Annotated in this window: 19 protein-coding genes, 1 tRNA gene and 1 pseudogene; 6 read left to right on the forward strand and 15 right to left on the reverse strand. The window is 66.5% G+C overall.

Going from position 1 to position 20,367, the window contains the following annotated elements; translation table 11 throughout:
• Positions 1-162: 162 nt before the first annotated feature.
• A complete protein-coding gene (locus K3A84_RS11905; RefSeq protein ID WP_225009570.1) occupies positions 163-2,160 on the reverse strand; it encodes a calcium-binding protein in 1,998 nt (665 codons plus the stop codon).
• A gap of 284 nt (positions 2,161-2,444) precedes the next feature.
• A tRNA-Trp gene (locus tag K3A84_RS11910) sits at positions 2,445-2,520 on the reverse strand.
• A 68-nt stretch (positions 2,521-2,588) separates the two neighbouring features.
• Here K3A84_RS11910 and aat point away from each other — a divergent pair.
• Entirely contained in the window at positions 2,589-3,386 is a 798-nt protein-coding gene (gene aat / locus K3A84_RS11915; RefSeq protein ID WP_225009864.1) for a leucyl/phenylalanyl-tRNA--protein transferase, read from the forward strand.
• A gap of 35 nt (positions 3,387-3,421) precedes the next feature.
• On the opposite strand, the pseudogene K3A84_RS11920 reads toward aat, so the two are convergent.
• The 4 genes and pseudogenes from K3A84_RS11920 to K3A84_RS11935 all read right to left on the reverse strand — a co-directional run.
• A pseudogene (locus tag K3A84_RS11920) lies at positions 3,422-3,832 on the reverse strand (DUF2155 domain-containing protein); the annotation flags it as partial.
• Complete coding sequence (locus K3A84_RS11925) at positions 3,832-4,245, reverse strand: NADH:ubiquinone oxidoreductase subunit NDUFA12 (RefSeq protein ID WP_225009571.1); 414 nt, start codon at positions 4,243-4,245, stop codon at positions 3,832-3,834. The gene K3A84_RS11925 and the pseudogene K3A84_RS11920, both read right to left, overlap by 1 nt.
• Before the next feature lie 85 nt (positions 4,246-4,330).
• Positions 4,331-4,831 carry a DUF192 domain-containing protein gene (locus tag K3A84_RS11930; protein ID WP_225009572.1) on the reverse strand — a complete coding sequence of 167 codons (501 nt, stop codon included), beginning with the start codon at positions 4,829-4,831 and terminating at the stop codon, positions 4,331-4,333.
• The gene (locus tag K3A84_RS11935) at positions 4,815-5,378 is read right to left on the reverse strand and encodes a regulatory protein RecX (RefSeq protein ID WP_225009573.1); all 564 of its coding nucleotides are present in this window, start codon (positions 5,376-5,378) and stop codon (positions 4,815-4,817) included. The genes K3A84_RS11930 and K3A84_RS11935 overlap by 17 nt, the downstream gene beginning before the upstream one ends.
• A gap of 155 nt (positions 5,379-5,533) precedes the next feature.
• Here K3A84_RS11935 and K3A84_RS11940 point away from each other — a divergent pair, with 155 nt between their 5' ends.
• A complete protein-coding gene (locus K3A84_RS11940; protein WP_225009574.1) occupies positions 5,534-7,291 on the forward strand; it encodes a fatty acyl-AMP ligase in 1,758 nt (585 codons plus the stop codon).
• Positions 7,292-7,333: 42 nt separating this feature from the next.
• Here K3A84_RS11940 and K3A84_RS11945 read toward each other — a convergent pair whose 3' ends face one another.
• Positions 7,334-8,047, reverse strand: a complete 714-nt coding sequence (locus tag K3A84_RS11945) for an SDR family NAD(P)-dependent oxidoreductase (protein ID WP_225009575.1) — start codon at positions 8,045-8,047, stop codon at positions 7,334-7,336.
• Complete coding sequence (gene bla, locus K3A84_RS11950) at positions 8,044-8,955, reverse strand: class A beta-lactamase (RefSeq protein ID WP_225009576.1); 912 nt, start codon at positions 8,953-8,955, stop codon at positions 8,044-8,046. The genes K3A84_RS11945 and bla overlap by 4 nt, the downstream gene beginning before the upstream one ends.
• A gap of 300 nt (positions 8,956-9,255) precedes the next feature.
• Here bla and K3A84_RS11955 point away from each other — a divergent pair, with 300 nt between their 5' ends.
• Genes K3A84_RS11955 through K3A84_RS11965 form a run of 3 tightly spaced genes read left to right on the forward strand, consistent with a single transcriptional unit; the run spans position 9,256 to position 11,528 of the window.
• Positions 9,256-10,464 carry a toxic anion resistance protein gene (locus K3A84_RS11955; RefSeq protein WP_225009577.1) on the forward strand — a complete coding sequence of 403 codons (1,209 nt, stop codon included), beginning with the start codon at positions 9,256-9,258 and terminating at the stop codon, positions 10,462-10,464.
• On the forward strand, positions 10,464-11,222 hold the full coding sequence (locus tag K3A84_RS11960) for a hypothetical protein (RefSeq protein ID WP_225009578.1): 759 nt from the start codon (positions 10,464-10,466) through the stop codon (positions 11,220-11,222). The genes K3A84_RS11955 and K3A84_RS11960 overlap by 1 nt, the downstream gene beginning before the upstream one ends.
• Complete coding sequence (locus K3A84_RS11965; protein ID WP_225009579.1) at positions 11,223-11,528, forward strand: polyhydroxyalkanoic acid system family protein; 306 nt, start codon at positions 11,223-11,225, stop codon at positions 11,526-11,528.
• A 28-nt stretch (positions 11,529-11,556) separates the two neighbouring features.
• On the opposite strand, the gene K3A84_RS11970 is transcribed toward K3A84_RS11965, so the two are convergent.
• The 6 genes from K3A84_RS11970 to K3A84_RS11995 all read right to left on the reverse strand — a co-directional run bounded on the left by K3A84_RS11970 (position 11,557) and on the right by K3A84_RS11995 (position 18,711).
• Positions 11,557-12,000, reverse strand: coding sequence for a DUF2721 domain-containing protein (locus tag K3A84_RS11970; RefSeq protein WP_225009580.1), 444 nt, complete (start codon positions 11,998-12,000; stop codon positions 11,557-11,559).
• 195 nt (positions 12,001-12,195) lie between these two features.
• Positions 12,196-13,011, reverse strand: a complete 816-nt coding sequence (locus K3A84_RS11975; RefSeq protein WP_225009581.1) for a class I mannose-6-phosphate isomerase — start codon at positions 13,009-13,011, stop codon at positions 12,196-12,198.
• A complete protein-coding gene (locus tag K3A84_RS11980) occupies positions 13,008-14,048 on the reverse strand; it encodes a mannose-1-phosphate guanylyltransferase (RefSeq protein WP_225009582.1) in 1,041 nt (346 codons plus the stop codon). Before K3A84_RS11980 ends, K3A84_RS11975 begins: the two co-directional genes overlap by 4 nt.
• A gap of 45 nt (positions 14,049-14,093) precedes the next feature.
• Positions 14,094-15,413: a glycoside hydrolase family 130 protein gene (locus K3A84_RS11985; RefSeq protein ID WP_225009583.1), complete on the reverse strand. Its 1,320-nt coding sequence runs from the start codon at positions 15,411-15,413 to the stop codon at positions 14,094-14,096.
• Positions 15,367-17,772 carry a glycosyltransferase family 4 protein gene (locus tag K3A84_RS11990; protein WP_225009584.1) on the reverse strand — a complete coding sequence of 802 codons (2,406 nt, stop codon included), beginning with the start codon at positions 17,770-17,772 and terminating at the stop codon, positions 15,367-15,369. The genes K3A84_RS11985 and K3A84_RS11990 overlap by 47 nt, the downstream gene beginning before the upstream one ends.
• A 174-nt stretch (positions 17,773-17,946) precedes the next feature.
• Entirely contained in the window at positions 17,947-18,711 is a 765-nt protein-coding gene (locus tag K3A84_RS11995) for a TonB family protein (protein WP_225009585.1), read from the reverse strand.
• A 206-nt stretch (positions 18,712-18,917) separates the two neighbouring features.
• Here K3A84_RS11995 and K3A84_RS12000 point away from each other — a divergent pair, with 206 nt between their 5' ends.
• Complete coding sequence (locus K3A84_RS12000) at positions 18,918-19,277, forward strand: response regulator (protein ID WP_225009586.1); 360 nt, start codon at positions 18,918-18,920, stop codon at positions 19,275-19,277.
• 10 nt (positions 19,278-19,287) lie between these two features.
• Here the strand turns inward: K3A84_RS12000 and K3A84_RS12005 are convergent, their stop codons facing one another.
• Positions 19,288-20,313, reverse strand: coding sequence for an NAD-dependent epimerase (locus K3A84_RS12005; RefSeq protein WP_225009587.1), 1,026 nt, complete (start codon positions 20,311-20,313; stop codon positions 19,288-19,290).
• Positions 20,314-20,367 lie beyond the last annotated feature (54 nt).

Here is a 20,367-nt window from a genome sequence, read left to right on the forward strand (position 1 = left end):
TCGCTTGCCTTGAGGAATGTCACGCCTTCCACCTAGGGGACATCGCCGCCCCGGACAGGTCCGGGAGGGGCAGGGCGATGTTCCGATGTCGGAAAGTGCGTGTCATTTAGTCGCAAGCAACGCCAATGGCAAGGCGTTGCCTGAGCGCAGGCCCGGGCGCAGTCAGATGACGATGAAATCGCCGTGGGTGAGCGCAAGGTTGGCGGAAAACTGCGCGAACTGTACTTGCGCGCCCGCGCCGTTGCCATCGGCATCGTAGTAAAGCGCGCCGGTGCCTGCGTCATAGACGATCCGGTCGCTGGCATCGTGCGCCTGCGCGCCGATCCAGAACGCCGCGCGGCCGATGGCGCCGTGCGTGACAGGCAGGGCCGTGAACACGCCGTGGTCGAGCATCACGCTGTCGTCTACCGCGACGAAATCGGCGATTCTGTCGATCGCCCCCGACGGGTCAGTCGCAAACACGAAGCGGTCGCGCCCGGCCCCGCCGCGCAGGGTATCCGCGCCGATGCCGCTCCACAGCCAGTCGTTGCCGCCGCCGCCCTTGAGCTCCGAACCACCGTCGGCGGCATGGATCGTGTCGGCGCCCTCGCTGCCGGTCACCGCGGTCTTGCCCGCAAACCCGGTCAGCGAAAGCCGGGCGCCGGGCGTTTCCAGCACGATCCAGCCGATGTAGCCGGTGGCGTGGCCCAGATCGAGCGGCGCCGCGCCCTTCACCGTCAGCTTACCGACGTTGAACGTGTCGAACTGTGCCAGCTGGCCCACGCTTATGCGCACGCGGAAATCGGGCGACAGGGCTTCCATGCCCGCGATCTGCACGCGCGTCAGATCGATCTCGGTCAGGGCGTTGCCGGTCCCGACAAGGCGCAGCGTGTCATGCCCCGCGCCGCCCGAAACCACTTCGCCCGCGCCAAGGCCTTCGGTCGAAAGGATCAGGACATCGTCGCCCGCGCCGCCATAGACCTGATCGATCCCCGCGCCGCCCGCCAATTGGTCGTTGCCCGCACCGCCGAGGATGCGGTCGGTGCCCGCGCCGCCGGAGAGATAGTCGATGCCCGCACCGCCGACGATCACGTCATCGCCGTCGTTGCCGTTGACGGTGCTGCCGAACTTGCCGACGGTGACCTTGTCCACGCCGTTGCTGCCCTGGATCGACACGTTCACGTCTGACGCGCCCCAGTCGAGCGTCATGCCCCCGTTCAGCAGCGTGGCATAGCCCAGGCCGGACACCGCGTGCAGCGTGCCGCTTCCCGAAACCCGGTAGAACACAAGCCCGGCGCTCCGCTGGAGCTGGTTGAACTGGTCAGCATCGAGCGTCACCGTCGACAACCCGCCACGCAATTCCTCGACGTTGCGCCAAACCTGATGGCGCAAGTCGTAGTTTCCGCGAATGCCGGCCAGCTCCACCACGTCGTAGCCCGCGCCGGCATCGAACACGGAACCGATCGCACCCAGGAAATAATCGTCGCCGCTTGAACCGATCGTCGCGGTCTTCACCGTGTCGGTGAACGTTACGAACGTCCCGTCGCTCAGCGACACCTGCGCGCCCGCCACGCCACGCACGTTCAGCACGCGCGTAGGATCGTCCGTGATCAGGCGGACGCCCGCATCGCCCAGCGCGAGATCGCCCACCAGCAGGTCGAGCCCGGTCAGGTCGGCATCGCCCGCGCTCGCGATCTCCAGCCCGCCGGCGTGGAGCGAATCGAGCGCGCTCACTTGCGCCGCCGTCATCCGCACCGCGCCTGTCGCCTCGACGCCTTCGAGCGCGGTCAGCGTGATTCCGGTCAGGTCGGCGCTGGCATAGCCCTCGATCCGCAGCAGGTCGGTGCCCGCCCCGCCGTCGATCGCCTCGCCCGCGACCAGATCGGCGCCCGTGGCAAGGAACAGGTCATCGCCTTCAAGCCCGAACAGGTGGTCCGCCCCGCCACCCCCGCGCAGCGTGTTGTCCAGCGCATTGCCGGTGATCGTGTTGGCGAGCGCGTTGCCGGTTCCGGCCCGCGCCCCGCCGAGCAGGATCAGGTTCTCGACATTGTCGGGCAGCGCGTAATCGACCGTGGCCCGCACGGTATCCACACCGCCATCGGGCTGTTCGACGATCGCATCGTCGCTCGCGGTGACGTCAAAGGTGTCGTCGCCCGGCCCGCCGGTGAAGGTTGTCGCCACGCCTGCGCCACGTCCTTGTTCCATTGCGGTCGCGGAGCCGCCGCTGCGCGCGGAAAGCTCCTGAGTAATATTACTACCAAAATGGAAGTTTCATAGTCGCGACAAGCATGAAGCGGCCGTTTTCGGGACGCCCCCCTGACACGCCCAAACCCCAAGACGTATGGGCCGCTCGATTGCGATCGACCATGTTGCAGGGGAGAACGGGCAAGGCCTGGGGGGAGTTTTGGCCAACCCGGTTGGCTAACTCCCCGGCATTCCGGGCGGACGCCACTTCCATCAGGAAGTGGCAGGAGCGGAGGGACTCGAACCCACGGCCCTCGGTTTTGGAGACCGATGCTCTACCAACTGAGCTACGCTCCTGTGCCGGAGACGCGCCTTTAGTGGCTTGACGCAGGGGATGCAACCGGCTGACAACGATTTTGTCCACTATGGCCCGCGAGGACCCGATCATCCCGCCCGAGCTGCTGCTCAGGGCCTATCGCGCCGGCATCTTCCCGATGTCCGACAGCCGCGACGATCCCGATATCTACTGGGTGGAGCCGCGGTTGCGCGCGATCCTGCCGCTCGATCATTTCCACCTGTCGAAATCGCTGGCGCGCACGCTGCGGCGCGGGCGCTTCACCGTCACCTGCAACGCCGCCTTCGATTCGGTGATAGACGCCTGCGCTGCGCCGCGCGAAGGGGCCGAGGAAAGCTGGATCAGCCGCCGCATCCGCGAGAGTTATCGCGAACTCCACCAGCTCGGCCACGCGCATTCGATCGAATCGTGGCTGGCCGATGAATCGGACACGCTGCATCTGGTCGGCGGGCTCTATGGCGTGGGCTTCGGCCGCGTGTTCTGTGGCGAAAGCATGTTCAGCCGCGCCACCGATGCATCGAAGGTGGCGCTTGCCTGGCTGGTCGCGGCGATGCGGCGCGGCGGCGCGGAACTGCTCGACTGCCAGTTTTCCACGCCCCACCTCGCCTCGCTGGGTGCGGTGGAGATCCCCCAATCGCAATACCTCGGCTTACTCGAAGCCGCGCTGCGCCGTCCTTACGCGGGATTGTCGGCGGGCGGCGCTTCCTCGGCCGCGGGGGCCGGGGCCTTCGACGCCGATGGGCTGGGCGAAGGCGCGGGCTTCGCGGTGCCGACCGGCTTTGCCGCATTGCTCGACGATGCGGCCGAGGCGGGGCTGTCCTCCTCGCCGGGGAACTTCATCGCGCAGTCCTTGACCCAAACGTCATAGACCGGGTGCTGGACCACGTTCAGCGACGGCGAATTGCGGAACAGCCAACCCGAGAACACCTTGTGCCAGGCGAGCTTTTCCTGCGTCGTCGCGCGCTCTTCGACGTAAAGCTGCACGAAGGCGCCGGTTTCGGGCGGATCTTCCCAAGGCGCGGTCTTCTCGCAGGTGGCCAGCTTGACGATGGCGTTGCCGATGCGACGCGATTCGCCCGTCTTCAGCACCACGTCCTGCGTGATGTTGTTGCGCTTGTTGAGGAAGCCCAGCGTCGCCACGCGGTCCTTTACCGGCGTGCCGTATTCGCTTTCGACCACACCGCTGGCAGAGGCGGCAGGCCCCCCGGTCTGCGTCGCCTCGGGCGGCGGCGCGACTTCGTCCCCCCCCTTGCAGCCGGACAGCGCCGCCGAAAAGGCGAGCAGCGCAACGACCGGCGACCGGCGGCCAATCATCAGGCTTCGGGCGACCAGGCTTCGTAGTCGCCGGTTGCGCCGGCGCGCTTGCCACCGCGTTCCAGCGCGCCTTGCGGGCGATAGGCGGCCGACGTGCCGGTGGCGTTGGGGGTGTAGTCCACTTCCCAGATCCGCGCAGGCGGCAGGTTGCTTTCAGGCACGCCGTCGAAGCTGCCATGCAGCCAGCCATGCCATTCCGCCGGCACGCGGCTGGCATCGTTTGGACCGTTGTAGATCACCCAGCGGCGTTCGCGCCCGGCGAAGGGATGACCCTTGGGATAGGGCTTCTTCGCACGGTAGTACTTGTTACCCTGCGCATCGTGGCCGACCAGCTCGCCGTTGCGCGCGCTGTCGAGCATGGTGCCGAAGGTGGCGCCGTCCCACCAGGTGAAGATCTTGCCGAGGATGGTCATGGCCCGAGCGCTTAGCCGCGAAACGGGGGAGTCGGCAAGCGCCGGATGCGCCCTATGCCACCCTTAACGCCTCGCAGGCTCGCTATTACCAGGTGATGAGCGTTCCCGGCGCGATACCAAGCTGCGCCGCGCGCCCCGCGTTCAGCTCCAGCACGCCCGAAACCGGGCCCGCCGAGGGCAGCGGCGTGAGGTCATAGGGCACGGCATTCGCCGCCACGTTCAACACGCGGTGGTCCGCGCCGATGAAGATGATGTCGAGCGGCAGAACCGTGTTCTTCATCCAGAACGCGGTGCGCTGCGGCGGATCGTAGGGGAAGATCATGCCTTCGTCCGCGCCCATCGCGGTGCGGAACATCAGGCCCTTTTCCTGCTCGGCAAAGCTGGCGGCAACTTCCACCGCGAAGCGATGCGGCCCGGCGGACGTGGTCGCCGTCAGCGGCACGACCTTGAGCCCGGAGAGCGGATGGACCGCCGGCATCGGCGCCACCGACGCGGGCTTGGTCGCCTTCGACCCGGCCGCCGCCGGGGAGCACGCGACCAGGCCCGAAGCCACCGCCAGCGCAATCAACCTAGTCCACGTCTTCATCGACCCAACTTTCCGCTTCCTCGATGGTGTCTGCATCGACCATGGCCCGCGCGCTGGCAAGGGGGTGCCCGGCGCGCAACATCGCCGCCACCTGCTTTTCGCGCGTTGCAGGATCATGACTTGCCCCGTCACGCCCGAACGGCCCGAAGCGTCGCTTGCGCGCCAGCACCAGAACCGCTTCGCGTTGCTCGCGCGCCGAACCCAGCCCTTCGTCGCGCAAATCCTCGTCGATCCCGGCCGCGCCCAGCGCCTGCCCGATCCGCCGCGCACCATAGCCGCGCCGCAGCAGCCCCTGCCCCTTGGCCCGCGCGAACACGGCATCGTCGACATAGCGCCGCTCGACCATCCGCGCGACAACCGCCGCCACGTCGGGCGCGACCGCCCCTTCCCAGCCGCGCTCGCGCAGCTTGCGCTTCAGGTAGTCGGCAAGCTTGCCCGCGCTGGTGGCAAAGCGCGCGACATAGCTCAGCGCGAGCTCCTCCAGTTGCCCCGCATCGAGCGGCCTTGGCGCCCGTTTTCCGGGCCGATCGGGACGCTGCTGCTCCATTGCGCCATATTCGTGCCACAGTCCGGTCTAAATGAGAACGCCGCACGTTGACGCCAGCTGCTTTGCGGCGTCGACGGGATTGACAGTCATGGACCATTCACCTGCGAACGCAGAGTTACGGTTCGCAGGTAAACAGAAGAAAATCGGGGTATCGCATGACCGTTTCGGACGCCGTTGCCGAGAAGGCCGCTCTCGTTCCCACGCCGAACGATGATGCTCAGCCGCGCCGTTACGCAGACTTTGACACGCTTTGCCACGCGCTGGACTATGCCGCGCAAGGCGAGCGGGGCTTCAACTTCCACGATCCGCGCGGACAACTGGCGCAAGTCTATCCGTTCAGCCAGCTGCGCGCCGACGCACTCGTCGCCGCGCGCCGCCTTGTTGCCCATGGCGTCAAGGCGGGCGACCGCATCGCCCTGATCGCCGAGACCGGGCCGGACTTCGCCGCGCTGTTCTGCGGGGCGATGTACGCAGGCGCCTGGCCGGTGCCGCTGCCGCTGCCCACCAGCTTCGGCGGGAAGGAAAACTACATCGACCAGCTTTCGGTCCAGCTCGGCAGCTCCGACCCGACGATGCTGCTCTACCCGACCGAGATCGCCGAGATGTGCGCCGCCGCCGCCGCGCGTCAGGGTTGCCCCGGCATGACGTGGGACCAGTTCGGCGCCGTCGCCCCGTCGGATGCGGCCCTGCCCACGCCCGATCCCGAGGCGATCAGCTACCTGCAATATTCCAGCGGCTCGACCCGCTTCCCCCATGGTGTCGCCGTCACCCATCGCGCGCTGATGGCGAACCTTGCCGGCCACGCCTATGGCATGGGCTTCACCGATGGCGACCGCTGCGTCAGCTGGCTGCCGTGGTATCACGACATGGGCCTGGTCGGCTGCTTCCTCTCGCCGATCGCCAACCAGATGTCGGTCGATTACCTCAAGACCGAGGATTTCGCGCGCCGCCCGCTCGCCTGGCTCGACCTGATCAGCCGCAACCAGGGCGCCACGCTCTCCTATTCGCCCACGTTCGGCTATGACATCTGCGCGCGCCGCATTTCGAGCCAGACCAACGTGGCCGAGCGCTTCGACCTGTCGCGCTGGCGCGTGGCGGGCAACGGTGCCGACATGATCCGCCCCGACGTGATGCAGGGCTTCGTCAACGCCTTTGCCGATGCAGGCTTCAAGGCCGCCGCCTTCCTGCCCAGCTACGGTCTTGCCGAAGCGACGCTCGCCGTCACGATCATGCCGCCGGGTGAAGGCATCCGCGTCGAACTGGTCGAGGAAGAGCGCCTTTCGGGCAGCCCCCGCGATCTCTCGCGCCCCGCCCGCTACCGCGCCATCGTCAACTGCGGCGTGCCCGTGCGCGGCATGGAAGTCGAAGTGCGCGGCGAGAACGGCGAAGTGGTTGCCCACCACCACATCGGCAAGGTTTGGTGCCGCGGCTCGTCGGTCATGCACTCCTATTTCCGCGACCCGCAAGCGACCGAGGCCTGCATGGTCGATGGCTGGCTCGACACCGGCGACATGGGCTACGTCAACGAACGCGGCTACCTGTTCATCGTCGGCCGCGCCAAGGACATGATCATCATCAACGGCAAGAACCACTGGCCGCAGGACATCGAGTGGGCTGTGGAACAGCTGCCGGGGTTCCACCAGGGCGACATCGCCGCCTTCTCGGTCGAGACCGAAAGCGGCGAGGAAACCCCCGCCGTGCTCGTCCACTGCCGCGTCTCCGATCCCGAAGAGCGCGTGAAGCTGCGCAACGAGATTCGCGACAAGGTCCGCTCGATCACCGGCATGAACTGCGTGGTCGAACTCGTGCCCCCTCGCACGCTGCCGCGCACCAGCTCGGGCAAGCTCAGCCGCGCCAAGGCGAAGAAGCTGTATCTGGCAGGCAAGATCGAGCCGTACCAGCTGGCGGCGTAAAGCCGCATTCGCCCCTCCTGCTCGCGGGAGGGGCGCTACGCCCTAGAACGCCACTTCCGCCCCGTCCCACGCAAACAGCTTGCCGCTGTCGGCGGGCGCCAGCCCGTCCAGCACCGCCAGCAGTCGCGCCGCCGCAAAGTCCGGCGTGAACAGCTTGCCCTCGGCCACGCCCTTCTGGAACGGGGCCGATAGCCCGGTGTCCACCGTCCCCGGATGCAGCGCCACCACCACGGCCTGGCGGTGCGTGCGCCCGAGTTCCACCGCGAAGTTCCGCACCAGCATGTTGAGCGCCGCCTTGCTGGCACGGTAGCCGTGCCATCCGCCCAGCCGATTGTCCGAGATCGACCCGACCCGCGCCGAAAGTGCCGCGAACACCGCCCGGCGATCCTTCGGCAACAAAGGCAGCACGTGCTTGGCCACCAGCGCCGGGCCGATCGCGTTGACCGCGAAGCTTTCTGCCAGCCGCGCCGGATCGAGCGCGCGATACGATTTCTCCGGCACGCTGCCATCACGCAAGGTCAACCGCCCCGTTGCCACGATCGCCAGATCGAGCGCCGCGCCGATCCGCGCGCACGCCGCTACGATGCTCGCTTCGTCGGCAAGGCCGAAGGCAAAACCGCGCACCTTGCCCTGATCCACAACGCCTCCGCGCGATCCGGCCCAGACTTCGGCCACGTCGTCGCGTGCCGCCAGCGCGCGCACCAGCGCCGCCCCAATCCCGCCGCTCGCGCCGAACACCGCGCAGCGCAAGTTCATCGCTTCCACGCGTCCTTGTCCGCCGCGATCTGGCCCACCGCCGCCAACACGGCTTCGTCCTGCGGGCGGATGATCTGGGGCGCGCCCGAGGGTTCATAAAAGCACGCCACCACCATAGGCGCGCGGCCCGGCGAGAACAGCACGGCGATATCGTTGATCTTGCTTTCCATTCCCGGCGTCATGCCTGTGCCCGTCTTGTCGCCGCAGCGCCAATAGTGCGGCACGCCCGCGCGAATGCGCTTCAGCCCCGTCGTGGTCTCGCCCATCCAGCGCAGCAACATGTCCCTTGATGCAGGCGAAAGCACCGCCCCCGCCACGAACTGCGCCACGCTGCCGGTGATCGCGCGCGCCGACGTCGTATCCCGCACCTCGCCCGCAGGCACCATGTTGAGCGCCGTCTCATACCGATCGAGCCTGCTCACCGTATCGCCAAGCGAACGCCAGAACGCCGTCAGCGCCTCCGGCCCGCCCAGCCGCCGCATCACCAGATTGGCCGCCAGATTGTCGCTGGTCTGCTGCGCGGCCTGCGCCAGCGCCACGACGCTCAAGCCCTGCGGCCCCACCGCCGCGCCCGTCACCGGCGAATTGGGCAACACGTCGAGCGCCGACCACACCAGCCGCTCGTCCGCGCCCAGCCGCCCCGCATCCACCTCACGCAGCACCAACGCGGCAAGGCTCAGCTTGAAGGTCGAACACATCCCGAACAGTGCGTCCTCGCGCCAGCCGAACCCCTGCCCGCTGCCGGTATCGAGCACATAGGCTCCCAGCCTGCCGCCGACGCTACGTTCCAGCTTGCCCAGCATCTGGATGCCGCGAAACGGCTTGAGCGGCTGGGGCTTCTTCGGGCGTGCAAAAGCCGGGGCGGCGGTCAGGGCGGCAAGGCCCAGAGCGAAACGGCGACGGTCCATCGGGGGGAGACTATCCTTGGCAGGAGGCGGAAGGAAGAAGGAGAAAGAACGCAGGGATTTACCATCCCTGCACCCTGTAGCGTCTTCCGGCGAAAGCGGCGCCCAACGACGCCGCCCCCTCTCCACCAAACACAGGCCTCGCGCCGGAAGACGTGCCGGGAGCGCGAGGGGCATAACCCCTGCGCCTTCCCTTCCACCCTTCGACCAACCGCCATCCCCCATCGACAGCACCGCTTGCACACGAGCGCCCACACCGCCATCTTGGTCCAAACGCCTCTTGGCGCGAGCGACAGGAACACCATGGCCAGCAACGCGACCGACACCGCCTCTCCGATCAACCTCACCCCGCCCGAGCCGGTGCCGGTGGTGGCCCCGACGCAGGCGGCAGGTCTGGTACCCGTCGCCGACGAGGCCAAGGCCAAGCTGGAAGCCAAGGTCGACGCCTTCGTCGCCGACCTGATCGCGCAGGACGCGCAGAGTCCCGAATTCGGCAAGCGTGTCGACCAGTTGACCGCGATGGGGCGCAAGGAAATCGCAGCGGCAGCGGGGATGTCGAACCGCTTTCTCGACCGACCGATCCGCGCGATCGACAAGGACAGCGGGGTCGGCGCCGATCTGGCCGCCCTGCGCCGCACCGTGGAAGATCTCGATCCGGGTCGGCAGGGCAACCTGTCAGCGCCGCGCAAGTTCCTGGGCATCCTGCCTTTCGGCAACAAGCTGAAGCGCTACTTCGACGGCTACACCTCGGCCCAGGGGCACATCAAGGCGATCCTCGAACGCCTTGCCTCGGGCAAGGACGAGCTGCTGATGGACAATGCCGCTATCGACGTCGAACGGCAGAAGTTGTGGGAGGCGATGGGCAATCTCGAACAGATGATCCACATCTCCAAGGTACTCGACCAGCGGCTGGAAGACGCCGCGCTCGATCTCGACCACAGCGAACCGGCCAAGGCCAAGGCGATCCGCGAATCTGCGCTGTTCTACACCCGCCAGCGCACGCAGGATCTGCTGACGCAAATGGCGGTGACGGTGCAGGGCTATCTCGCGCTCGATCTGGTCAAGAAGAACAACGTCGAACTGGTCAAAGGCGTCGACCGCGCCAGCACCACCACCGTCGCGGCGCTGCGCACCGCGGTGACCGTGGCGCAGGCCATGACCAACCAGCGGCTGGTGCTGGCGCAGATCACCGCGCTCAACACCACCACCGCCAACATCATCGACAGCACCGGCAAGCTGCTGCGCGAACAGACCGGCAAGATCCACGAGATGGCGGCATCAAGCACCATCCCGATGGAGACCCTGCAACGCGCCTTCCAGAACATCTACGACACGATGGACACCATCGACACATTCAAGCTGAAGGCGCTCGATGCGATGAAGCAGACGGTCGACACGCTTTCGGGCGAGGTCGAGAAATCAAAGGGCTACATCGCACGCGCCGAAGGCGCGGCGCAGGCCAAGCAGCTGGGCGGCACTGAAACCCCGTCGCTGCTGTCGCTGGAGGGCTGATGAGCGCCACGGATAGCGATCGCATCCTGACCGAAGCACGACAGTCGCTGGTCCGCCAGCGCGAAGGCGGGCGGCGGGTGACGGGCCGCGCCATCGGCCAGCGCTCGGCCGAAGTGCGGCGGCGTCACTTTGCACGCAAGTTGACGCGGGTTGCGATGGCGATTTCGGCCGTGCTGGCGGCCGCGATGGTGGCGGGCCTCGTGATCGACGGCATCGGCTTCACCGGCCTGGTCGTGACCTTCTTCGCGGTGCTGGCTGCGATGTGGTTTTTCTCGACATATCCGCGCCTTAAGGTGCCCGATCTGACCACGCTCAACACCGGAGACGTGCGCACCATGGTGGCGCGCACGGAACTCTGGCTGGAGGCGCAGCGCCCTGCCCTGCCGGCGCCGGCGGTGACGCTGGTGGACCAGATCGGCGTGCAGCTCGATGGCCTCGGCACGCAGCTGGAAGGCCTTGATTCTACGGAAGGTTCCGTCGGCGACGTGCGGCGTCTGGTGGGCGAGCATCTGCCCGGCATGGTCGAAAGCTGGCGCAAGATCCCGCCGCATTTGCGCAAGGAACAGCGCGGCGGGCGCGACGCGGACCAGCAACTGGTCGATGGGCTCGTGAAGATTTCGCAGGAAATCAACGAGATCAGCCGGAACCTGGCGGCGGGCGACCTTGATGCGCTGGCGGTGCGCGGGCGCTATCTTGACTACAAGTACGGGGAAGGGCTTGAAGCGGCCCCCCAACTTGTCGCGCCGAAGGAAGCTTAAGTGAAAGTCTCGATTCCCCATACACTTGGCAAGGACGAGGTGCGCCGCCGCCTGCACGCGCGCGCAGGCGATGCCGAAGGGAAGGCGTCCGACATGCTCGGCGGGGCGGTTTCTATCGCGATGCAGTGGCTCGACGAGGACCACCTGAAGATGGATGTCAGCGCGATGGGGTTTTCGATCCCCTGCGCGCTCGAGATTCAGGAATCCGCTCTGGAATTCAACGTCGACATCCCGCAAGGCCTTGGTTTTGCAAGAAAGATGATCGAAAGCGCGATCCGCGAGAAGGGCGAGAAGCTGCTGACCTGAACGACACCTAAAGGGGGTAGAACGACACCTAGAGGTCGTCGCGGTGCAGCTCGAGCAAGCCTTGCGGCAACCTCAGCGTGCGCGAGACGAGGCGCGTTTCCAGCAGCAGGTAGACGAGCGCCACCATCAGCAGCGCGATGGCGACGAAGAAGCTGATTTCGGTCATCACGCGAAATTCGCGCCCGGCCATTTCGCCCACGAACAGCGTGCCGACGGTCACGCCAATGGCGATGCCGCTCAACACCAGAATCAGCAGTGCGTGACCGATCAGTTGGATGCGGCGATCGACGTAGCGCATTTCCACCACGACGGCGTCATGCGCCGCGCCGGTGGTTTCGGCGTGAAGCTTCTGCAGGGTGCGCGAACGGTCCACGATCCGGCCGAGGCGGGTGGTGAGGATGTTCATGATGTTGCCGATGGCGACGAGCACGAACACCGGGGCCAGCGCGAGTTGGATGGTCTGGGCGATCATGCGCGCGAGTGTCGCCGCGCGCGGGATCGGACGCAAGGTGGCGGATACGAATAACCGTCGGAGAAGGAGGCCAGCGGTCCCAGCCTTCGGTGGGACGACGGCGAGCCGGTACGCGACGCCACGCCCTTGCGCTCGCTATCGCCGGGAGACGTTCCGGGAGCGCGAGGGTGATAACCCTCGCATTTCCCTTGTTCTTCAGGCCGCGCGGACGAGGATGTATTGCCCATCGGCGGGCAAGGTCAGCGCGTCGAGGCCGGGGGCCGAGGCGCAATCGCCGGGGCGCAGGACTTCGCCGCCGAGGCGGACTTCGCCCTGGCGCGGGATGACGAGCAAGGGGCCGGGATAGGCACTGCGGATCGCGGCGTCGGGCACGCCTTCGACGCGATGGGCGGTGAAGTATTTGCCGCTGGCCAGTTCGACGGTGCCGTGGTCGGGGATATGCTTGTGCAGGGCCGGGGCCAGGACTTCGCCCTTCGAGACGGCGATGCCCTTGTCGAGGTGGAGTTCGCGCGGGCGGCCATAGTCGTAGAGGCGATAGGTGATGTCGGAGTTCTGCTGGATCTCGATCAGCGAGACGCCCGCACCTATGGCGTGGACGGTGTTGGCGGGAATGTAGAAGAAATCGCCCGCCTTGACCGGGTGCCAGACGAGCATGTCCTCGATGCTGCCGTCGAGCGCCGCCTTGCGCATGGTGTCCGCATCGACATCGCCAGTGAAGCCGACGCCCAGCGTGGCGCCGGGTTCGGCGTCGATCACCAGCCAGCATTCTTCCTTGCCGCCGTAGCCGGTGGCCTCGGTTTCGCCCGAGGCGGCGGCCTGTTCATCGCTGGGATGAACCTGCACCGACAGCTTTTCGCTGGTGAAGATGTACTTGATCAGCAGCGAGGGAACGTCGGTGGGCGGCTCGAACCAGATCTCCCCGATCCGCTGCCCCTCGGGCGCCGTGAAGGGCGCAGGCAGAACGTCCTTGCCCCACGGCTTTTCGACGGTGCGGATGGGCAGCTTGGTCACTGGTTGGCCGCGCCGGTGAGCTTGCCGACGAGTTGTGCGCCTTCGGGGGTGCAGACCAGAACTTCGTCCTTGTCGACCACGACGATCAGGTTCGACGCGCCGACCACGTTGACGCGCGGACCATCGGTGTGGACGAGGACGTTGGTGCAGTCCTTGAGTTCGGCCGCACCCATCACCGCGTTACCGGCCTCGTCACGATCGAGCGCCTCGTGCAGCGCCTGCCAGTTGCCGATGTCGGACCAGGCCATGACGGCGGGGACCATCGCGGCGCGGTCGGTGTTTTCCATCACCGCGTAGTCGACCGATTCGCTCTGGATATCGGCGAAGGCGGCAGGATCGGGGTGGAAGCGCATGCCATCGGCGGTCCCATTGTCGACCGAAGCCTTGACCGCGTTGAAGATTGCGGGGCGGTGCGCTTTCAGTTCGTCGAGGAAGGTGCCCGCGCGGAACGCGAAGATACCGCCGTTCCACGAATAGCCGCCATGACCGAGAAATTCGATCGCGCGTTCGATGTCGGGCTTTTCGACGAACTTTTCGACGCGCGAACCCGCGCTCCCCTCGATCGCCTCGCCCCGCTTGAGATAACCGAAGCCGGTTTCGGGCGCGGTGGGGGCGATGCCGAAGGAGACCAGCCAGCCTTGCGCGGCGAGCGCGGCGGCTTCGCGCGCGGCGGCCTGGAAAGCGTCGCAATCGCCGATGTGGTGGTCGCTGGGGCAGACCAGCATGACCGCATCTTCGGGCAGGAGCAACGCGGCCAGCGCGATGGCGGCGGCGGTGTTCTTCCCTTCGGGTTCGACCACGATGCGGGTATGCGCCTTGTCGGGCAACTGGCTTTCGACGTGTTCGAGATGGGCTGCGCCGGTGACGATCACGGGATCGCCGAACCCCGCCTGCTTGCCGCAGCGCAGCACGGTCGCTTCAAACAGGGTCGTATCGCCGACGAGCGGCAGGAACGGCTTGGGCTTCACCTTGCGCGAACGCGGCCAGAGCCGGGTACCGCTGCCGCCGCACAGAACCACCGGAATGATCTTGTCCATGAAATCCCGTCTTTTCCCGGCGTAAAATGCTGTTAACCCAGCACCTTACTCCATCAGTTGCAGTATCTCGCCGATCGTCGCCGACGCAAACCCGACAGCGCTATCGGAGATCCCATAGGGGACCAGCAGCGTTTCGCCCACCTTTAACGCACCACATGTATAGACCACGTTCGGGACATATCCGAAACGGTCTGCGTCAATAGCTGTCAACAACGGTGTGCGGGTGCGAGCAAGCACTTTCGTAGGATCTTCACGGTCAAGCAGCGCGCAACCGAGTGCATACTTGCGCATTGCGCCAACGCCGTGGGTCAACAGAAGCCAGCCAGCATCCGTCAGGATTGGAGCACCGCAGTTTCCGATCTGGATGAATTCCCACGGATATTTTGGCTCCATCAGCAGCACGCCATCGTCGTCCCAATGATCGAGACGATCGGAATACATCAGATAGAGGTTCTTGCCGTCCTGCCGCCCGACCATGCAATAACGACCGTTAACCTTCTGCGGGAACAGCGCCATGCCCTTGTTGCGTCCGGCGCGGCCTTCGATAGGTTCGAGAACGAAATCGCGGAAGTCGCGTGTGCGCAGCAGTTCGGAGCGGATCGAACTGCCCGAATAGGCGGTGTAGGTGCCGACCCATTCGTAGTCTCCGCCACCGGCCGCGTCGTGGTCGAAGCGGACCAGGCGCAAATCCTCCAGCCCGCCGCGCTGCTGTTCGGTGATGGGAAAGATCACCGAATTGGACAGGCTCGATTCGGCGTGGCGATGCACAGCCACAGCACTGTCGGCATCCACCAGGCTGGTGTCGTCGATCTGCATCGCGGTGGCAAAGGCGCTCTGCGGCCAGAGCTGGAACGCGCCATCGGCATGGGCGATGCCTTCGCGGAAAACGATCGAGCTGATGTGCCCTTCGCCCACCGCGCGCAGCGACATGACGAAGCGCACGGCGCCCCCGGTCATGCCCGATTGGTCGGGATGGGGCACGATGCTGGGGTTCATCAGCGCGGCGGCGGCATACGTGTATTCGTGACAGAAGTACGCGCCGATCAGCCGCTTGTGCGTGATGTCGATGGCATCGCCGTCGAGCCCGAGGCCTTGCTCGACTTCACGGTAGCGTTCTTCGAACAGCTGCTCGGTCTGCCAGTGCCGCTCCTCGAAATCGTGGAGCACGCGCGCGTATTCCTCTGCCGCTTCATCCGGCGGAAGCGCCAGAACATCGGCGACGAGCCGTGCGGGCCGCGAGCCTTGCGCGGTGTCCGACGACCATCCCAGATGGAACGGACGCAGAACTACCCGCGAAGGATCGGCGTGGAGTCTTTCTTCAAGAATTCGCAAGCTGGTGTGCGTCCTGCTGCGGTCGGTCGACAAGTGATCCCCCCAAGGCGGTCCCCGTGGTGCGCGTGGCGACCAGCCCCCCGGCGTCCTGTCGGGAATCGCGGGCAAGCGCCTGCATCGCATAATACGAAAGCTGGAATGCCAGAATGGATTCGGCGCCGCAATTCTCGTTCGCCCCTTGCGGGGTGATGCCATCGCGGCAACGTCCGGTGGCCAGATCGCCCAGCACGACGCCGCGATCGTTGGCGCCCAGATACCAGCGCCATGCAGCTTCGGCATGGTCGAGCCAGACCGTGTCGCGCGTTGCGCGCCACGCGGCGGCAGCAGCGTCGATCGCGGCCCACGCTTCCAGCGGCTGCTGGTCGAACGGCATCGAATCGAACGGGCGATGGAACGTTTCGGAACCGATCGGGCGGAACAGGCCCGCCGCCGAAACCTGCTGCGCGCAGATGAAGCGCAAGGCATCGAGCCCGCTTTCGAGCCAGTCCTGACGGCCGGTGAGCTGCGCAGCCTCGATCAGCGCCTGCGGCATGCGGGGGTTGTCATAGCCCAGCACGGTTTCGAACCACGCCCAGTCGGGGCGGCGCTCGGCAGCAAGCAGGCTGTGCAGCATCGTGCCGCCGCGCTCGACCACTTCACGCGCGCGCTGGTGATCGGGGGCGACCTTCAGCGCCTGAAGCGCGCCGAGCATGGTGAAGGCCGTGGCGCGTGGGTAGGTAACGCGTGACAGCGGCTCTGCCGCGATGTCGAACCACTGGCGTGCCCAGGCGCGAAGGCCCGCATCAGGTGCGCGGGCCATGGCATGGCCCAGTGCCCACAGCGTGCGCCCGTTGCTGTCTTCCGAGCCCACGTCTTCGCACCACGAACGGTCGAAGGCCATGAAGTTGCGGAAGCGCTGCTCGTCCGGGTTCCAGGCATACTGGATGAACGAGGCGTAGATGGTGGCCCAGTGCTGGCGTTCGGCGAGCGGCACGGCATCGGCCTCGCCCATCAGCATCAGCGCGCGCACGTTGTCATCGATGCAGTAGCCATGGCGACGATCGGGTACGACACCGATCGAATGCTGGAACATGCCGGTGTCGTCGCTCATCAGCCGCATGCCGGTGAAGCCCGGCGTGGCGAGCAGCGGCGCGGTGCGCGGCCGCGTGACGGCCACGGCTTCGACCAGCCCGGCGCTGGCTTCGGCAAAGCGCGGCCAGATCGTCTCGCGACCACGGGCATAAGCGCGGCGCTGGATCGCCGCGAGCCGCGCGGGATCGCCGAGCAGGCGGTTGACGGCCTCGGCCAGTGCGGCAGCCGAGCGCGGCGGGACGAGCACGCCTACATCGTCGGCCAGCAGTTCGGTGGCGTGGACATAAGGCGTCGAGACAACCGCCTTGCCCAGCGCCACGGCATAGCTGAGCGTGCCCGACGTCGATTGCTGGAGGTTGGGATAAGGCGTGACGTAGATGTCGCAGGCCTCGATGCTGTCGAGCAGTTCTTCAGTATCGAGGAAGCGGTTGTCCCAAGCGATGTTGGCGGCGACGCCCAGTTCGTCGGCCAGCGCCATCAGTCGTTCGCGACAGGCCTCGCCTTCGGTGGCGACCAGATTGGGATGGGTGGCGCCGACGATGCGATAGAGCACCTGCGGGTGCGCAGCGACGATCGCGGGCAGGGCCTCGATCATGGTCTCCAGCCCCTTGCCGGGCCCGATCAGCCCGAAAGTCATCAGCACCGGACGATCGGCGAGACCGAGGCGGGCCTTGAAGTCCTGCGTTCGCGCAAAGGGCCGGTCGGGCGCGCCGTGCGGAATGACCGCGATGCGTGCAGGGTCGACGCCGTACTCGCGGACGAGCATGCCCTGCGAATGGCGGCTCATCACCATGACCTTGCTGGCGCGGCGCAGGATGTGATCGAGCACGCGGCGCTGGTCGGGCGAAGGCTCCGCCAGCACGGTGTGCAGGGTGACGATCAGCGGCGCCGCGACGCGGTCGACAAGATCGAGCACCATGTCGCCCGCCGGGCCGCCGAAGATGCCGTATTCGTGCTGGAGCCAGACCGCATCGACCGCATCCTCGTTGATGCGACGCGCGGCGATGCGATAATCGTTGGGCCGGTCGGCACGGATCACGCTGCGTGCGCTGGCGTATTCGTGGCGGTCGCTGGGGCTGTCGATCACATGGAGGTCGACCGCGACGTCAGGACGATGCGCGCCGAGCTGCTCGAACAGGTCAGTGGTGAAGGTAGCGATGCCGCACTTGCGCGGACGGAACCCTCCGATCAGCGCGAGCCGTAGGGGACGCGTGGCAAGGGGCGTCGCTCCGTGATGGTGCTCGCCGAAGAAGTCGAGAACCGCAGCGCGCGCGAAGGGCGAGCGCTGGCGGCCAAAGGCGGTGGGATGTTCGATCGTCATCGTTGGCAAGACCCCGAATGGTCAGAAGCTTGTCGCTACAATGAACCAAACGTCGCAAACGGGATTCGGTTGCGGTGCATTGCAACAAGATTTGCCTATACCGTGGCGAATTCGTCGCAAGCCAGCCTCGTTTCAAAGGGTAGAGACCGAACGACTTTTCTCGCATCTGCGAGATCAGGGGGTAAACCAGCGCTGCTCCCAGCCGTAGGGTGCCTCGATCGGATTGCCCTGCTGATCGAGTGCGGGGCGGAAGCGGAAGCGCTGTGTGGCGAGGCGGCAGGTGACGGCGTCAGCCTGGGGATCGCCGCTGGGCCGATGTACCTTGCAACCTGCGACCCGGCCGTCGGTTCCGACCGTGAGCATGATCACCACGCTGCGCCCGAGGCGGGTATCGCGGCCTTCGCGGGGGTAATCCCGGGCCGACGTGATCTCGCCCGCGATCTTGACCGGGCGCGCAGCGACCGTGCGCCCGCCCGCGCCATTGCCCGCGCCGCCACTGCCGGTACCCGACCCCGCGCTGCTGCCGCCTGTCCCTTCACCGGCCGCGCTGGCACCGGATCGCGTGTCGTTGCCGGTGGAGGCGGCAGGCGCGGTATTGACGGTGGGCGTCGGAATGCGTGCCCGCGCAGCGACGATCTGGGTGGCGCGCGCCTTGCGCCCGGCGGCCCCCTGCGCCCCTTCTGCGGCCCGGGATGGGCTGGCCGTCGGGGGCGCGCGCGGCGGCGGCGGTGGCGGCGGGTCGAGCGGAACATTGTAGGCCGAAGGCGGCGGTGCGCCCGCCTGCCCGCCGACGATCGACGCGCCAAGGCCGTGCAGGATCAGCACCGCCAGCAGGCCATGGACCACCAGCGCAAGCACGATCGCCAGAACGCGCTGGCCCGAACCCAGCGGTGAGGCATCGGCATAGCGCAGGGCCGGATTCGAATCGACGAGCGTCATGGCAGGTCAAAACGCCATGGCATTCCGAAGTTCCCCGACGCAGCAACCGTTTGGTGCGCGTCCCTTCGCCGAGAAATGCGGCATCCCGTTTGCGGAAGGCGACGAAAATGGCTTAAGATGACCTTGCATCGTGTAAAGTGACATAGCGGCCTGCGGCTTTGGCCGCCAGAGTAGCGGGGCGGGCCTGCGCCCGGTTAGGAACCAATATGAAGATCCTCGTGGTCGAAGATGAGCCGCTTCTGGCGATGTTGCTCGAAGAGAACCTCGCCGACCTCGGCCATGAGACGGTGGCCACGGCGGCGACCGTGGATCAGGCCCTGTCCATGCTCGATGAAATTGATATCGACTGCGCGCTCCTCGATTTCTCGCTGGGCCGAGACACCACTTCGGCCCCGGTTGCGCGCAAGCTGCGACAGGTGGGCAAGCCGTTCACGTACCTGAGCGGCCACGCCTCGCTGGATGAAGACGACGACACGCCGGATGCGCCGCTGCTGACCAAGCCGGTCAGCCTCGATGCGCTCAAGTCCGCGCTGAGCGCGATGGCACCGGCGGTGCGCGCCGCCTGATCGCGGAAGCTCAACCCTCTCCCATGTAGCTGCGATACCATTCGACGAAGGCGGCGACGCCTTCCTGGACGGTCGTGCGCGGCTTGTAGCCCAGGTCGCGTTCAAGATCGGAGACATCGGCGAACGTGTCGGGCACGTCGCCTGCCTGCAGGGGCAGGAGGTTGCGCGTCGCCTTGCGACCGATCGCCTGCTCCAGCGCCTCGATATATTCGGTGAGCTTGACCGGCGCGTTGTTGCCGATGTTGTAGATGCGATAGGGCGCGTCGCTGGTCGCCGGGTCCGGATTTCGGGCATCCCATGCCGGGTTCGGCGTGGCGGGCTTGTCGAGCGCGCGGATCACGCCTTCGACGATATCGCTGACGAACGTGAAGTCGCGCGTGTGGTTGCCATAGTTGAACACATCGATCGGCTTGCCGGCGATGATGTTCTTGGCAAACAGGAACAGCGCCATGTCGGGGCGTCCCCACGGACCATAGACGGTGAAGAAGCGCAGGCCGGTGGTCGGCAGGCGGTAGAGGTGGCTGTAGCTGTGCGCCATCAGCTCGTTCGCCTTCTTGGTGGCGGCGTAGAACTGCAGCGGGTGGTCGACGCCGACGTGTTCGCTGAACGGCATCGCCTTGTTGGCGCCATAGACCGAGCTGGTCGAGGCATAGACAAGGTGTTCAACCCCGCCATGGCGACAGGATTCAAGGATGTTGGTGAAGCCGACGATGTTGCTTTCGACGTAGGCGTGCGGGTTCTCGATCGAATAGCGCACGCCCGCCTGCGCGGCGAGATTGACGACCTTGCGGATGTCGTTCCGGGCGAAGGTCTCTTCCACCACGGCACGGTCGGCAAGGTTGGCGCGCACGAAAGTGTACGATGCGTTGGTGCGGCGCGCCGTCTCTTCCAGAATGCGCAGGCGCGCTTCCTTGATCGCGGGGTCGTAATAATCGTTGACCACGTCGAAGCCGACGACATCGTCGCCGCGTTCGAGCAGCGCCTTGGCCGTATGGAAGCCGATGAAACCGGCGTTTCCGGTCACGAGTATCGCCACGAGTGTTCTCCGTCCCGCCGCCCGTTCCCCGCGAAGCGACGCAAAATCGCTCTA

This window comes from Novosphingobium percolationis, assembly GCF_020179425.1.
GTDB classification, from domain to species: Bacteria; Pseudomonadota; Alphaproteobacteria; order Sphingomonadales; family Sphingomonadaceae; genus Novosphingobium; species Novosphingobium percolationis.

Excerpts from the sequence above, each read along its gene's own strand:
- aat (WP_225009864.1), top strand. The coding sequence starts at position 2,589 with ATGGCCCGCGAGGACCCGATCATCCCGCCCGAGCTGCTGCTCAGGGCC.
- K3A84_RS11925 (WP_225009571.1), bottom strand. The coding sequence starts at position 4,245 with ATGACCATCCTCGGCAAGATCTTCACCTGGTGGGACGGCGCCACCTTC.
- K3A84_RS11930 (WP_225009572.1), bottom strand. The coding sequence starts at position 4,831 with ATGAAGACGTGGACTAGGTTGATTGCGCTGGCGGTGGCTTCGGGCCTG.
- K3A84_RS11935 (WP_225009573.1), bottom strand. The coding sequence starts at position 5,378 with ATGGAGCAGCAGCGTCCCGATCGGCCCGGAAAACGGGCGCCAAGGCCG.
- K3A84_RS11940 (WP_225009574.1), top strand. The coding sequence starts at position 5,534 with ATGACCGTTTCGGACGCCGTTGCCGAGAAGGCCGCTCTCGTTCCCACG.
- K3A84_RS11945 (WP_225009575.1), bottom strand. The coding sequence starts at position 8,047 with ATGAACTTGCGCTGCGCGGTGTTCGGCGCGAGCGGCGGGATTGGGGCG.
- bla (WP_225009576.1), bottom strand. The coding sequence starts at position 8,955 with ATGGACCGTCGCCGTTTCGCTCTGGGCCTTGCCGCCCTGACCGCCGCC.
- K3A84_RS11955 (WP_225009577.1), top strand. The coding sequence starts at position 9,256 with ATGGCCAGCAACGCGACCGACACCGCCTCTCCGATCAACCTCACCCCG.
- K3A84_RS11960 (WP_225009578.1), top strand. The coding sequence starts at position 10,464 with ATGAGCGCCACGGATAGCGATCGCATCCTGACCGAAGCACGACAGTCG.
- K3A84_RS11970 (WP_225009580.1), bottom strand. The coding sequence starts at position 12,000 with ATGATCGCCCAGACCATCCAACTCGCGCTGGCCCCGGTGTTCGTGCTC.
- K3A84_RS11980 (WP_225009582.1), bottom strand. The coding sequence starts at position 14,048 with ATGGACAAGATCATTCCGGTGGTTCTGTGCGGCGGCAGCGGTACCCGG.
- K3A84_RS11990 (WP_225009584.1), bottom strand. The coding sequence starts at position 17,772 with ATGACGATCGAACATCCCACCGCCTTTGGCCGCCAGCGCTCGCCCTTC.
- K3A84_RS11995 (WP_225009585.1), bottom strand. The coding sequence starts at position 18,711 with ATGACGCTCGTCGATTCGAATCCGGCCCTGCGCTATGCCGATGCCTCA.
- K3A84_RS12000 (WP_225009586.1), top strand. The coding sequence starts at position 18,918 with ATGAAGATCCTCGTGGTCGAAGATGAGCCGCTTCTGGCGATGTTGCTC.